Below are 13,106 nucleotides of genomic sequence, written 5' to 3' on the forward strand. Positions count from 1 at the left end.
CCCGGCGCAAATACCTCTAACGAATCGGCAGGTTCTGATAGACTTGCCACCGAGTTGCCTCCGTTTTTTGGGGCTGCTTTACAATCACCAGATGGGGATTTAACGGATGAAACTGAAAAACACCTTGGGCTTGGCCATTGGTACAATCGTTGCCGCCACTTCGTTCGGCGCACTGGCTCAAGGCCAAGGCGCAGTCGAAATCGAAGGCTTCGCCAAAAAAGAATATTACGACAGCCAGCGTGACTTCAAAAACGACGGCAACCTGTTTGGTGGTTCGATTGGTTACTTCCTGACCGACGACGTCGAGCTGCGTCTGGGCTACGACGAAGTTCACAACGTCCGTGGCGAAGATGGCAAGAACATCAAGGGTTCGAACACCGCCCTTGATGCTCTGTACCACTTCAACAACCCAGGCGACATGCTGCGTCCGTACGTTTCGGCTGGTTTCTCTGACCAGAGCATCGGCCAGACCGGCCGTGGCGGCCGTAACGGTTCGACCTTCGCCAACGTTGGTGGCGGCGCCAAGCTGTACTTCACTGACAACTTCTACGCCCGTGCCGGCGTTGAAGCTCAGTACAACATCGACCAGGGCGACACCGAGTGGGCGCCAAGCGTCGGTATCGGTGTGAACTTCGGTGGCGGCAGCAAGCCTGCAGCAGCACCTGCTCCAGCTCCAGTAGCTGAAGTGTGCTCCGACAGCGACAACGACGGCGTGTGCGACAACGTCGACAAGTGCCCTGACACCCCGGCCAACGTTACCGTTGATGCTGATGGCTGCCCGGCTGTTGCCGAAGTCGTCCGTGTTGAACTGGACGTGAAGTTCGATTTCGACAAAGCTCAGGTCAAGACCAACAGCTATGGCGACATCAAGAACCTGGCTGACTTCATGCAGCAGTACCCACAAACCAGCACCACTGTTGAAGGTCACACTGACTCCGTCGGTACTGACGCTTACAACCAGAAACTGTCCCAGCGTCGTGCCGACGCTGTTAAACAGGTCCTGGTCAACCAGTACGGCGTTGGCGCTAACCGCGTTAACTCGGTTGGTTACGGTGAGTCCCGCCCAGTTGCTGACAACGCCACCGAATCCGGCCGCGCAGTCAACCGTCGCGTAGAAGCTGAAGTAGAAGCCCAGGCCAAGTAATTAGCCTGCCTTCTGGCGGACAGGCGGCCTTGGTCGCCTGATCTGCAATGAAAAATGCCCCGTACCGAAAGGTACGGGGCATTTTTCATTATGGCCAGGTCGGTTCAGTGCTTACCCTGCTGCATTCAACAGCACGGCCTCTTGCATGACCGCAGCGCCCACTACTTCGCCAATGACCAAGACCGCCGGGCTCTTGAGTGCAAAAGCCGCTGCATCGCGCTGCATGTCGCGCAGGGTACTGCGGCACTCGCGCTGATGGGGGAGCGAGGCGTTTTCGATCATCGCCACCGGCATGTGCGCGTGCATGCCGCCTGTCAGCAGGCCGTCGCGAATCTCGTCCAGGCGTGCCACGCCCATGTACACCACCAGCGTCGTGCCGGTCTGGGCCAGTGCCTGCCAGTTAAGGCGGCTGTCGTCCTGGGTATGAGCGGTGACCAGTGTCACGCCCCGGCTGATGCCGCGCAGGGTCAGGGAAATATCGCACTGGGTGGCGCCCGCCAGTCCGGCGGTGATGCCATTGACCAGCTCCACCTCGACGCCCTGCGCCTTGAGCCATTGGGCCTCTTCGCCGCCCCGACCGAAGATGCAGGGGTCGCCGCCCTTGAGGCGCACCACGCATTTGCCCTGGCGGGCATAGCGCAGCATCAAGCGGTGAATGAACGCCTGGGGTGTCGAGCGGCAGCCGCCACGCTTGCCCACGCCAATCACGCGAGCGTTGGGGCAATGCTCCAGCACCGCCGGGTTGACCAGATCGTCGATCATCACGATGTCGGCGCTGTGCAGGGCGCGCACTGCCTTGAGGGTCAGTAGCTCGGGGTCACCGGGGCCTGCGCCCACCAGCCAGACTTTTGCGTTCATGGGTTCTTCCTCACTCAGGGATGGCGACCAGGTTGATCAGGCGTTTTATTTCCGGGACACAGGAGCCGCATTGCGTCCCGCAGCCCAGCTGGTTTTTAAGGTCGTCCAGGCACAAGCCGCGCTCGATACCGGCGGTGATGCTGCTCTGGCTGACGTTCTTGCAGTTACACAGAATCTTGTCGCGGGCTGAAAATGCGCTCTTGCCCGGCTCGCTGCTGATCGGCGCCAGCATCCAGCGGCGCAGCGGTTCGTCGGCGCGGCCTTCCAGCCACAGGTTTTGCAGCCAGTGCTGGGCCAGGGTTTCGCCGGCCAGGCGCACGGCGGTGATGCGCTCATGATCGATGCGCACCCGTTTGCCGACGCCACGTTTGGGGTCGTCGTAGGCCATCACCGGGCCGTGATCCAGACCCAGCAAGCGGTCGATCTGCACCAGCAAAGCGCCATCGGGCGCCTGCTCGTGGGCAGCGCGAATCACCAGCGCCGGACGCTCACGGCCAATCAATCCCAGGCTTGCGTAGGAGAATGCTTCACACAGCGGACGCAAGGCTTGCAGATGACGTTGCACATCGCCTTCGATCAAGGCGAAAAAACGCCACGGCAGGTGGGCCTTTTCGACCCGCACTCCGGAGTGCTTGAGCTCCGGCTGTCTGGACAGCGGGTCATAGGCCGGCTGGGTCAACTGGTTGACGCCGCCCTTGAGAAAGCGGTCGCCCCAGTGCATCGGCAGCCAGGCATGCCCGGCCCGCAGGCTGTCGTCGCTGGCGATCGGTACCACGATCGCGCCGCGGCGGCTGCGCAGGTGAACCAGATCACCGCTTTCCAGGCGCTGGCGCTGCATGTCGTCCGGGTTCATGCCCAGCACGGCTTCACTGACATGGCCAAATAGCCGCGCCGCGGTGCCGGTGCGGCTCATGCCGTGCCATTGGTCGCGCAGCCGGCCGGTATTGAGGGTCAGCGGGTAGCGCGCATCGCGGCGTTCCTGTGGTGCGACATAGTCGTCACTAACAAACCGGGCGCGGCCCGAGGCGGTCGGGAAAATGCCATCGGTGTACAGCCGTGGCGTGCCGGCACGAGCGCCTTCGGGGAAGGGCCATTGTTGTGGGCCCAGTTGTTCGATGACGGTGCGGCTGAGGCCGCTCATGTCCAGATCGCGGCCACGGGTCAGGCCTTTGAATTCGTCGAACAGCGATTGATGCGTCGCAAAGTCGAACAGCGGTGCGCTGCCGGGACGCAAACGCTGTTGCAGGCGCTGGGCGAAATCCACGGTGATCGACCAGTCGGCGCGGGCTTCGCCGGGTGCCGGGATGGCCTTGCGCACGTTGGACAGGCGCCGCTCGGAGTTGGTCACCGTGCCTTCTTTCTCGCCCCAGCTGGCCGCAGGCAGCAACAGGTCGGCGTATCGGGCGGTTTCGGTGGTGTGAAAAGCCTCTTGCAGCACCACGAACGGGCAGTCGCTCAGCGCCTGGCGCACCGCCACCTGGTCGGGCATCGATTGTGCCGGGTTGGTGCAGGCAATCCACAAGGCCTTGATCGTGCCGTTGCGCACCTGTTCGAACAGGTCGATGGCCGACAGTCCGGGCTTGGCCGGCAGCTCGGCGACGTTCCAGTACTCGGCCACTTCGCGGCGATGCTCGGCATTGCCGGCTTCGCGGTGTCCCGGCAGCAGGTTGGACAGGCTGCCGGTTTCACGGCCGCCCATGGCGTTGGGCTGGCCGGTCAGCGAGAAAGGCCCGGCGCCAGGGCGGCCGATCTGCCCGGTGGCCAGGTGCAGGTTGATCAGCGCGCTGTTCTTGGCGCTGCCGGCGGTGGACTGGTTCAGGCCCATGCACCACAGCGACAAGAACGCCGGTGCCTCACCGATCATTCGGGCGCAGGTGTGCAGGTCCTCGACGCTGATGTCACACAGGCGCGCGACATGTTCGGGCGTGTAGTCGCGCACCAGCGCCTTGAGCTCGTCGAAACCCTCGGTGTGAGCGCCGATGAAGTCGCGGTCCAGGTGCGCCTCCCAGATCAGCAAATGCAAGATGCCGTGAAACAGCGCCACATCGCTGCCGCCCTGAATGGCCAGGTGCAGATCGGCCAGTTCGCAGGTGTCGGTACGCCGTGGGTCGACGACGATGATCTTCATGTCCGGGCGCCGGCTTTTGGCGTCTTCCAGGCGCCGGAACAGGATCGGGTGAGCATAGGCCATGTTGCTGCCGACAATCAGCAGGGTATCGGCCAGCTCGATGTCTTCGTAATTGCACGGCGGCGCATCGGCGCCCAGGCTGCGCTTGTAGCCGACCACCGCAGACGACATGCACAGCCGCGAATTGCTGTCGATGTTATTGGTGCCGACCAGCGCGCGGGCCAGCTTGTTGAAGGCGTAATAGTCCTCGGTCAGCAGTTGCCCGGAAATATAGAACGCCACGCTGTCAGGGCCGTGTTCGGCGATCGTCCGGGCAAACACACCGGCGGCGTGGTCCAGCGCGGTGTCCCAGTCGGTGACGCTGCGCGGCAGCGATTTGCTCAGGCGCAATTCTGGGTACAGGGCGCGGCTGGACAGGTCGCCGGTCAAGTGCAGGCTGGAGCCCTTGCTGCACAGCCGGCCGAAATTGGCCGGGTGCTGCGGATCGCCGCTGACGCCATGAATATGCACATCGTCGTGCTCGATCAACACGCCGCAACCCACGCCGCAATAACAGCAGGTCGAGGCGGTGGTGCGCAGCGGCGCCAGTGGCGGTGTGGTCAGAAGAGCCGTCATGCGCCGGCCGCCTGTGCGCCGAACATCAAGTGCTGGCGAATCGAGTCGATGCGGCTGTTGGCGCGGATCTGCTGCATGTACCAGCCGCCATCGCTGGTGTCGCCGTACAGGCAGGCGCCGACCAGCACGTCGTCCTTGATCACCAGCTTCTTGTAGACGCAGCTGATCGGGTCCGAATAAGTGATGCTCTCGGTGCCTTCACCGCCGAGAAAGTCGCCGGCTGAAAACAGGTCGATGCCGGTGACCTTGAGTTTGGCCGAGGTCACCGAGCCCGGATAACGCGCAAAGCCCAGTTGCGCCAGGTGGTTGGCGCACACCTTGGCCTGTTCGAACAGCGGCGCGACCAGGCCATAGGCGATGCCGCGATGGCTGACGCATTCGCCGATGGCGTAGATGCGCGGGTCATAGGTCTGCAAGGTGTCGTTGACCAGAATGCCGCGATTGCACGGCAGCCCGGCCTTTTCGGCCAGTGCGGTCTCGGGGCGGATGCCGGCGGCCATCACCACCAGGTCCGCAGCAATGGTCTGGCCGTCCTGCAAGCGAACGCCTTGCACCCGGCCCTGATCGTCACCCATCAAGGCGCTGGTGTGCGCGTTCAGGCAAAAGCTCAGGTTGCGTTGTTCCAGGGCCTTTTGCAGCAAGCGCCCGCAGGTGAAATCCAGTTGCCGCTCCAGCAGGCTCTTGCCGTGGTGCACCACGGTCACGTGCATGCCGCGCAGTGCCAGGCCATTGGCCGCTTCCAGGCCCAGCAGGCCGCCGCCGATGATCACCGCGCGCCGGTGGGTATTGGCGGTGTCGATCATCCGTTGCGTGTCGGCGATGTCGCGATAACCGATCACGCCGTCCAGATCATTGCCCGGCACCGGCAGAATGTAAGGCCTGGAGCCGGTGGCGATCAGCAACCGGTCATAGCTCGCCTCGGTGCCATCGTCGGCAATCACTACGCGGCGCTTGCGGTCGATCTTGACCACACGGCGCCCGAGAAACAGGCGAATGTTGTGGTCGCGGTACCAGTTCAGGTCGTTGAGCACGATGTCGTCGAAGCCCTGCTCGCCGGCCAGAACCGGCGACAGCATGATGCGGTTGTAGTTGGGATGCGGCTCGGCCCCGAACACCGTGATGTCGTACAGCGCTTCGCTGAGCTTGAGCAGCTCTTCGAGGGTACGGACCCCAGCCATGCCGTTGCCGATCATCACCAGTTTGAGTTTTTTCATGGGGGCCTCTTGAATGCTGCGCAAACAAAAAAGGCGCCCCCGCCAGTTACCTGACGAGGACGCCTTTGTCCGCTCCCGTTTAATCGGGAAAGTGCGGCCTTCGCCATTGAAGACCGCACGTTATGTGTGTGTTGGCAAAGCCTGATGCAGCGCTTGTGCCAAGTTGCACAAGCCCCTGAAAACAAGGCGTTGCGCCGCGACACAGGCGCACAGTGCGCACCGGATTGAAGCGTGGCGCACAGAAGCGGGGCAGTGCTAGGCCACCATCACGATAAACGCCACCAGATTGCCCAGCAGCGAGATCAGCGCCAGCGTGCGCCAGACCTTCACCGGCTCACGTTCCAGCCACGGTTGCGGACGAGGGCTGACGGGGCGGTGTTCGCCCTGTTCCAGTTCCAGCAACCATTGCTCGGCGGTTTCGAAACGCTGTTCGGGGTCGGCCTGCAAGGCCTGGGTCAAGTGATTGTTGAGCCACTCCGGCAGGTCGGGGCGGTAGCGGCTGGCTGGAATCGGCGCGGTGAAACGCCGGTGCTGGAACGCCTCGATCTCGCCATACGGGTATTGCCCGGTGAGCAGGTAATACAAGGTCACCGCCACCGCGTACAAATCCTGACGCGGGGCTGGCTCGGCACCGGCAAACGCTTCGGGGGCGATATAGCTGGGCGTGCCCGGCAAATCGCCGGGTATCCGGCTCGACAAGCCCGGACAAAATGCCAGGCCGAAATCGAGCAGACGCAGTTCGCCATCGTCACCGAGCAGCAGGTTCTCGGGCTTGATGTCGCGGTGGATGATATTGCGCCGGTGCAGCAGGCCGGTGGCGCGCAGCAGCCGGGTGGCCAGGTCCTGCCATTGCACCAGCGGCAAGGGGCCGGTAATGGCGAACAGCTTGTCCAGCGTGCGCCCCGGATACTGGCGCATCAGGTAGTAAAGATGCTGGCGCTCGGGCAGCGGCGCGGCTTCGGGAAAATACCGCCCCGCGACCCGGCGCAAAAACCATTCTTCCAGCAACAAGGCCTGGCCGGCACCGTCTTCGTCGGCGCGGCTGGCGGGCAGCGTCTTGAGCAGCCATGGCTGGCCACTGTCGTCGCTGACCCGATAGAGCAGCGACTGGCGCGACTGCGCCAGCACACTGTGGACCTGCCAGCCTTCAAAGCGCTGGCCGGGTTTGAGCGGCGGCGGCAGTGGCCACTGTTGCAACTGGCGCAAGGTGTCGCCCAGGTCATCATGGCCGAGGCTGTCGACGTGCAGCAGCAGGGCGCTGGCGTTGTCCTGGCTGCCGGCCAGGTGGGCGGCGCTGACCAGTGCTTTGGTGCAGGCTTGCAGGTCGTCGGTGTCGCTGAGAATCGAGCGGATGCCCGGATCGCCCAGCGTCGCCCAGATCCCGTCGCTGACCAGCAGCAGGCGTTCGCCTTCGCGCAACTCGCCCTCCAGGTAATCCATGACCACGTACTGATCCAGCCCCAGCGCGCGCTTGAGCACATGGTTCATGTCCGGTTGTTCCCAGACATGATCCTCGCTGATGCGTTGCAGGCTGCCGGCGTGCCAGCGATAGACCCGGCAATCGCCGACATGCGCCATGGTGAAGCGCCGGCCGCGCAGCACCAGCGCGCTGAGGGTGGTCAACAGGCCGTTGGCCAACAGCCAGCGGTTTTGCGCCAGCAACAGCTTGTCGAGTGCCTGAACGATGCTCCAGGTTTCCGGGGTGGCGTAGTAATCCAGCGCCAGCGCCTGCAGGGTCGACTGGGCAGCCAGCGCACCATCGGCGCACTGGCTGACGCCATCGGCCAGGGCAAACAGATAACCCTTGCTGGCCGCCAGCGCCGGCACCGGCGTGACCAGGCGCAGCGCGTCCTGGTTCTCGCTGCGCGGGCCGCTGGCGCTGAATTGCGCACAACTCAGTTGCAGAGTCATGGGGCCGGCTTAGACCCGGGCCGCCGTCACGGCTGCCGAGCCCCAGGTGGTGCGCCAGCGGCGTTTGACATTGAGCAGGCCGAACCAGGCCAGCACGGCCAGGCCGGCGAACAGCCACAGGCCCAGTTGATAATCGCCGGTGTGCTGCTTGATGGTGCCCAGGCCGGCGGCGAGGAAGAAGCCGCCGATGCCGCCGGCCATGCCGATCAGGCCGGTCATCACCCCGATTTCCTTGCGGAAGCGCTGCGGTACCAGCTGGAACACTGCGCCATTACCGGCGCCCAGGCCCAGCATGGCGGCAACAAACAGCGCCAGTGCCGCCCACGAACTGGGCAGGTTGAAACCGACGGCGGCAATGCCGATGGCCGCGACCATGTACATCGCGGTCAGGGTGCGGATACCGCCGAAGCGGTCGGCCAGCGCGCCGCCCAGCGGACGCATCAGGCTGCCACCGAACACGCAGGCTGCGGTGTAGTAGCCGGCAGTGATCGGGCTCAGGCCATACTGGTCGTTGAAATAGCCGGGCAGGGCGCTGGCCAGGCCGATGAAGCCGCCGAAGGTCACGCTGTAGAAAAACATGAACCACCAGCTGTCACGGTCGCCAAGGGCCTTGAAGTAGTCGGTCATGGACTTGGGCTTGCTGCGCTCGGGCGCATTACGTGCCATCAGGGTAAAGGCGATCAGCGTCAGGATCAGCGGAATCAGCGCCAGGCCGAAGACATTGCCCCAGCCGAAACTGGCCGCCAGCACCGGTGCGATCAGGGCGGCGAGCACAGTGCCGGAGTTGCCGGCACCGGCAATGCCCATGGCCTTGCCTTGGTGCTGTGGCGGGTACCACTGCGACGCCAGCGGCAGCGCCACGGCAAACGACGCACCGGCCATGCCCAGGAACAGGCCCAGCAGCAGCGCTTGCTCATAGCTGTGAATGCCCAGTTGCCAGGCGGCGAACAGCGCAACGATGACGATCACCTGGCCGATGATGCCGGCGGTTTTCGGTGACAACTGGTCGGCCAGCATGCCCATCACAAAGCGCAATACCGCACCGGCCAGGATCGGCGTGGCGACCATCAGGCCGCGTTGCTGAGTGGTCAGTTGCAGGTCGGCGGCAATCTGTACGGCCATCGGGCCCAGCAGGTACCAGACCATGAAGCTCAGGTCGAAATACAGAAAGGCTGCAAAAAGGGTCGGTCTGTGCCCGGCCTTCCAGAAACTTGTATCCATTGCACACCTCATCATCTGCCAGAAAGTAAGTCGTCGGCCATTGCCGAAGCCAGAACGCAAAAAACGCCGCCTCTCGAAACGCCGTGGGGCGAAAGGAGAGGGCGACGTCTTTGTCGTATGTGTGGGGGCAACCGCCGTTGGCTACCTGCGCAATACACACAGCAAAAGCCGGGCCATATCGCAATTCAACGGGCTATCAACGCGCTTGCCGGTGTATAGGCCTGGTCCTGGCCGGTTGATCGCGCCATAAGGGCGCACCCGCGCGCGGCAATGAGACGTTTCGGTTCAGTGATGGCCGGTCCGGAACGTTCGTCGGTAACCGGAGGGCGACACCTGCAAGGTCTGAAGAAAGTGCTGGCGCATCGAGGCGCTGCTGCCAAACCCGCATTCGCCGGCGATGTGTTCGATCGACTGGTTGCCCGTTTCCAGTCGGCGCCGGGCGAAGGCGAGCCGTTCGTGCAGCAGCCAGTCGCCGAAGGTCATGCCGGTCAGGCGCTTGAACTGGCGGGTGAACGTGCGTCGGCTCAGGGCCAGGCGTTCGGCGACTTCATCGATGCGATGCGGCCGTTGCAGGTGGGTGCGCAGCCAGTCGAGCAACTGGCTCAGGCGTTGGTCAGCCAGGCGCCGGGGCACGGGCTGTTCGATGAACTGCGCCTGATTGCCTTCGCGATGCGGCGGCACGACAAGGCGCCGGGCAATCTGGTTGGCGATCTCATGGCCATAGTGCTCGCGCACGATGTGCAGGCAGCAGTCGATGCCGGCCGCCACACCGGCTGAGGTCATCAGCCCTGCGGCTTCGACATACAGCACATGGGCGTCGAGCTGCACCTCGGGATAGCGCCGGCCGAAATCCTCGGCCCAGGCCCAGTGCGTGGTGGCCGGATAACCGTCGAGCAGCCCGGCAGCGGCCAGCACATAGGCGCCCAGGCACAGGCCGACGATTCGCGCGCCGCGCGCATGGGCATCACGCAAGGCCCGCAGCAGCGCCTCGGGCGGCGATTCCCCGGCGTCGCGCCAGCTGGGGACGATGACGATGTCCGCCCAGGCCAGCGCCTCCAGGCCATGGTCGCACAGCACATTGAAGCCTGCGGTGGAGCGCAAGGGGCCGGGTTCTGCGGCGCAGACCCGCAGGTCGAACCATGGCGAATCGTTGACGTGCCGCTCTTCGCCCAGCACCAGGCAAGGCACGGACAGGTGAAAAGGGCTGATACGGTCGAAGGCAACGACGGCGACCTTGATTGACTGGCTCATTGCGGCACCCGGTACGGAGAATGGCCCGATCCTGGCGAAAGATGGCATTCAGGTCAATTTCCCGCTGTCAGTCATTGGCCGACACTGGTGCTCTCGTTTATTACCGCCAGGACACTGCCATGACCGCTGCCAAACGCGCCTTGATCGTTATTGATGTGCAGAATGAGTATTTCACCGGCAACCTGCCGATCGAATACCCCGACCCGCACCAGTCGCTGGCCAATATTGGCCGTGCCATCGACGCCGCCCAGGCGCAGGGCATTCCAGTGATTCTGGTGCAGCACCTGGGCCCGGCCGATTCCCCGCTGTTCGCTCGCGGCAGTGAAGGCGCCGCGCTGCACCCGGCAGTGGCGGGGCGTGAGCGTGCCTTGCTGGTCGAAAAGAGCCACGCCAGCGCTTTCAAGGACACCGGCCTTGGCGACTGGCTGGTCGAGCAGCAGATCGACACCCTGAGCGTGGCGGGCTACATGACCCAGAACTGCGACAACGCGACCATCCAGCAGGCGGTGCATCTGGGGCTGGCGGTGGAATTTCTCAGCGATGCCACGGGCGCGGTGTCGTACCGCAACCGCGCCGGCAGTGTCAGCGCCGAAGAGGTTCACCGGGTGATCTCGGCGGTGCTGCAAGCCGCGTTTGCGGCGGTGTTGAGCACCGATGAATGGATTGCAGCCTTGCACAGCGGCGAGGCGCCGCTGCACGAGAATATCTACTCCTCGACGCGCCCGTAGCATTGCCGCCCGCCAGGGTCAGCCGAGCATCTCGCTCATTGAAATGATCTGCTCCGCCACCTGAATCAGCTTCTGCTGGCGGCTCATGGCCTGGCGGCGCATGAGGGTGTAAGCCTCTTCTTCGTTGCAGTGCTTCATCTTCATCAGCAGCCCCTTGGCCAGCTCGATGCGTTTACGTTCGGCCAGTTGCTGGTCGCGGGCCACCAGTTGCGCGCGCAGGGCCTGGTCGCTCTCGAAACGGGCCATGGCCACATCGAGAATCGGCTGCAGGCGCTGGGCATGAATGCCTTCGACGATGTAGGCACTGACCCCGGACTTGATCGCCTGGCGCATCACGCCGGGGTCGTGTTCGTCGGTGAACATCACGATCGGGCGGGGCAGGTCGCGGGACACCAGCACCACTTGTTCCATGACGTCGCGGCCGGGGGATTCGGTGTCGATAAGAATCACGTCCGGGCGCAAGGCTTCGACCCGTGCCGGCAAATCGATGCTCAGGCCCGATTCGTCGATCACGTCGAAGCCTGCTTCGCTGAGGGCGGCCTTCAGGCGCCCGACTTTCTTTGGTGTGTCATTGATCAGCAGGATACGCAGCATGATTGCCTGTCTCTCAATGGGCGGCGATGGCAGGAGCGCCATCGGTTCGTGAATGCAGGGAAAAGCCGCGAGCGTAGCCGGCAGGGTCGCTACCATCCCAGATTCGCCCGTCGATCAACTGGCTGCTGCGCAGGGTGCTGTCCGGTACGGCAATGCCCAACGCCTCGGCGGCCTGGCGATACAGGTCCAGCCGGTGAACGCGGTTGGCCACCGCCAGGTAATCGGGGTCGTCACGCAGCAGGCCCCAACGGCGGAACTGGGTCATGAACCACATGCCGTCCGACAACCAGGGGAACGTCACCTGGCCGTCACCGAACAGGCGCAAGGCGTGCGGGTCTTGCCAGCTGTTACCCAGGCCGTCCTGGTACTGGCCCAGCAGGCGCGGTTCGATGCAGTCCAGCGGCGCATCGAGGTAATCGGCGCCACTGAGCAATTGTGCGGTGCTGCGGCGGTTTTCCTGGCTTTGCTCGATGAAGCGGCTGGCTTCGAGCACCGCCATGGTCAAGGCGCGGGCTGTATTGGGGTTCTGCTCGACAAATGCCTGGGTGCAGCCCAGCACCTTGCCCGGATGGTCGGGCCAGATCGACTGGCTGGTCGCCAGGGTAAAGCCCAGTTTCTGTTGCACCGCGCTGGCGCCCCACGGTTCGCCGACGCAAAAACCATCGATGCGCCCGGCTTGCAGGTGCGCAACCATCAAGGGCGGCGGCACCACCACGCTGTCGACATCATCGAGCGGGTGAATACCCTGGCTGGCCAGCCAGTAATTGAGCCACATGGCATGGTTGCCGGTGGGAAAGGTCTGCGCAAACGTCAGCTTTGCACCTCGGTGGTGCACGGTGCGCTCCAGTGCTTCAGGGCTGGTCACGCCGGCATCCTGCAGCCCGCGCGACAGGTTGATGCACTGGCCATTCTGGTTCAGGCCCATCAGGATCGCCATGTCGGCGGCGGCCGCACCGCTGATGCCCAGCTGCATGGCGTAGATCAGGCCGTACAGGCTGTGGGCGGCGTGCAACTGGCCGCTGACCAGCCGGTCGCGCAGGTTGGCCCATGACGCCTGGCGCTTGAGATTGAGGGTCAGCCCGTAAGGCTGGGCAAAACCCTGAGTCGCCGCGACCACCAGAGAGGCGCAGTCGGTCAGGGCCATGAAACCTATGTCAATGCTGTTCATTTCGGGGGCATCGCTGCCCGCCACCCAGTCCAGGGCATTGCTTGATCGTTGGTTCATAGGCCGATCTACATCCATAAAAAAAGCGTCGTCAAGCCCGCCGCACAAGCTGCGAGCTACAACGACGCCATTGTCGATACCCGTCGGCGACGTTGCCGGGGGATGTTTATTCAATCAAAGCAAGGCATGTGCCAGTAGGGCGCGCAGTGCCTGTAGTGTCGCACTTCTCGCTTAGCAGGCCATCCGCCGTCTATAATCGCCGCCTGACTTCAGCCGC

9 protein-coding genes and 1 pseudogene are annotated in these 13,106 nt (G+C 63.8%); 2 read left to right on the forward strand and 8 right to left on the reverse strand.

The genetic code is table 11. The features are described 5' to 3' along the window. The first annotated feature begins 106 nt into the window (after window positions 1-106). Window positions 107-1,144, forward strand: coding sequence for an OmpA family protein (locus ACYAS9_RS16830; RefSeq protein ID WP_463569402.1), 1,038 nt, complete (start codon window positions 107-109; stop codon window positions 1,142-1,144). 111 nt (window positions 1,145-1,255) lie between these two features. Here ACYAS9_RS16830 and cobA read toward each other — a convergent pair whose 3' ends face one another. From cobA to ACYAS9_RS16860, 6 genes and pseudogenes are all read right to left on the reverse strand, one after another. Further along, entirely contained in the window at window positions 1,256-2,002 is a 747-nt protein-coding gene (gene cobA, locus ACYAS9_RS16835) for a uroporphyrinogen-III C-methyltransferase (RefSeq protein ID WP_463569403.1), read from the reverse strand. Between the two features lie 10 nt (window positions 2,003-2,012). After that, on the reverse strand, window positions 2,013-4,745 hold the full coding sequence (locus ACYAS9_RS16840; protein ID WP_463569404.1) for a nitrate reductase: 2,733 nt from the start codon (window positions 4,743-4,745) through the stop codon (window positions 2,013-2,015). A gap of 2 nt (window positions 4,746-4,747) precedes the next feature. Next, window positions 4,748-5,959: pseudogene (locus ACYAS9_RS16845) on the reverse strand (NAD(P)/FAD-dependent oxidoreductase); the annotation flags it as partial. Between the two features lie 255 nt (window positions 5,960-6,214). Next, the gene (locus ACYAS9_RS16850) at window positions 6,215-7,870 is read right to left on the reverse strand and encodes a protein kinase domain-containing protein (protein ID WP_463569405.1); all 1,656 of its coding nucleotides are present in this window, start codon (window positions 7,868-7,870) and stop codon (window positions 6,215-6,217) included. 9 nt (window positions 7,871-7,879) lie between these two features. Next, window positions 7,880-9,091, reverse strand: a complete 1,212-nt coding sequence (locus ACYAS9_RS16855) for a nitrate/nitrite transporter (RefSeq protein WP_463569406.1) — start codon at window positions 9,089-9,091, stop codon at window positions 7,880-7,882. Between the two features lie 285 nt (window positions 9,092-9,376). After that, on the reverse strand, window positions 9,377-10,342 hold the full coding sequence (locus ACYAS9_RS16860; protein ID WP_463569407.1) for a helix-turn-helix domain-containing protein: 966 nt from the start codon (window positions 10,340-10,342) through the stop codon (window positions 9,377-9,379). 119 nt (window positions 10,343-10,461) lie between these two features. On the opposite strand from ACYAS9_RS16860, the gene ACYAS9_RS16865 reads away from it, so the two are divergent. Continuing rightward, complete coding sequence (locus tag ACYAS9_RS16865) at window positions 10,462-11,070, forward strand: cysteine hydrolase family protein (protein ID WP_463569408.1); 609 nt, start codon at window positions 10,462-10,464, stop codon at window positions 11,068-11,070. Window positions 11,071-11,088: 18 nt separating this feature from the next. Here the strand turns inward: ACYAS9_RS16865 and ACYAS9_RS16870 are convergent, their stop codons facing one another. Then, window positions 11,089-11,664, reverse strand: a complete 576-nt coding sequence (locus tag ACYAS9_RS16870) for an ANTAR domain-containing response regulator (protein ID WP_463569409.1) — start codon at window positions 11,662-11,664, stop codon at window positions 11,089-11,091. 13 nt (window positions 11,665-11,677) lie between these two features. After that, the gene (locus ACYAS9_RS16875) at window positions 11,678-12,889 is read right to left on the reverse strand and encodes a CmpA/NrtA family ABC transporter substrate-binding protein (protein ID WP_463569410.1); all 1,212 of its coding nucleotides are present in this window, start codon (window positions 12,887-12,889) and stop codon (window positions 11,678-11,680) included. Window positions 12,890-13,106: the final 217 nt, after the last annotated feature.

Source organism: Pseudomonas sp. HP_08, assembly GCF_055284095.1.

What these genes read in the sequence shown, in the direction of transcription:
- ACYAS9_RS16850 (WP_463569405.1), bottom strand. Translation starts at nt 7,870, where the DNA reads ATGACTCTGCAACTGAGTTGTGCGCAATTCAGCGCCAGCGGCCCGCGC.
- ACYAS9_RS16860 (WP_463569407.1), bottom strand. Translation starts at nt 10,342, where the DNA reads ATGAGCCAGTCAATCAAGGTCGCCGTCGTTGCCTTCGACCGTATCAGC.
- ACYAS9_RS16870 (WP_463569409.1), bottom strand. Translation starts at nt 11,664, where the DNA reads ATGCTGCGTATCCTGCTGATCAATGACACACCAAAGAAAGTCGGGCGC.
- ACYAS9_RS16855 (WP_463569406.1), bottom strand. Translation starts at nt 9,091, where the DNA reads ATGGATACAAGTTTCTGGAAGGCCGGGCACAGACCGACCCTTTTTGCA.
- ACYAS9_RS16830 (WP_463569402.1), top strand. Translation starts at nt 107, where the DNA reads ATGAAACTGAAAAACACCTTGGGCTTGGCCATTGGTACAATCGTTGCC.
- cobA (WP_463569403.1), bottom strand. Translation starts at nt 2,002, where the DNA reads ATGAACGCAAAAGTCTGGCTGGTGGGCGCAGGCCCCGGTGACCCCGAG.
- ACYAS9_RS16865 (WP_463569408.1), top strand. Translation starts at nt 10,462, where the DNA reads ATGACCGCTGCCAAACGCGCCTTGATCGTTATTGATGTGCAGAATGAG.
- ACYAS9_RS16840 (WP_463569404.1), bottom strand. Translation starts at nt 4,745, where the DNA reads ATGACGGCTCTTCTGACCACACCGCCACTGGCGCCGCTGCGCACCACC.
- ACYAS9_RS16875 (WP_463569410.1), bottom strand. Translation starts at nt 12,889, where the DNA reads ATGAACCAACGATCAAGCAATGCCCTGGACTGGGTGGCGGGCAGCGAT.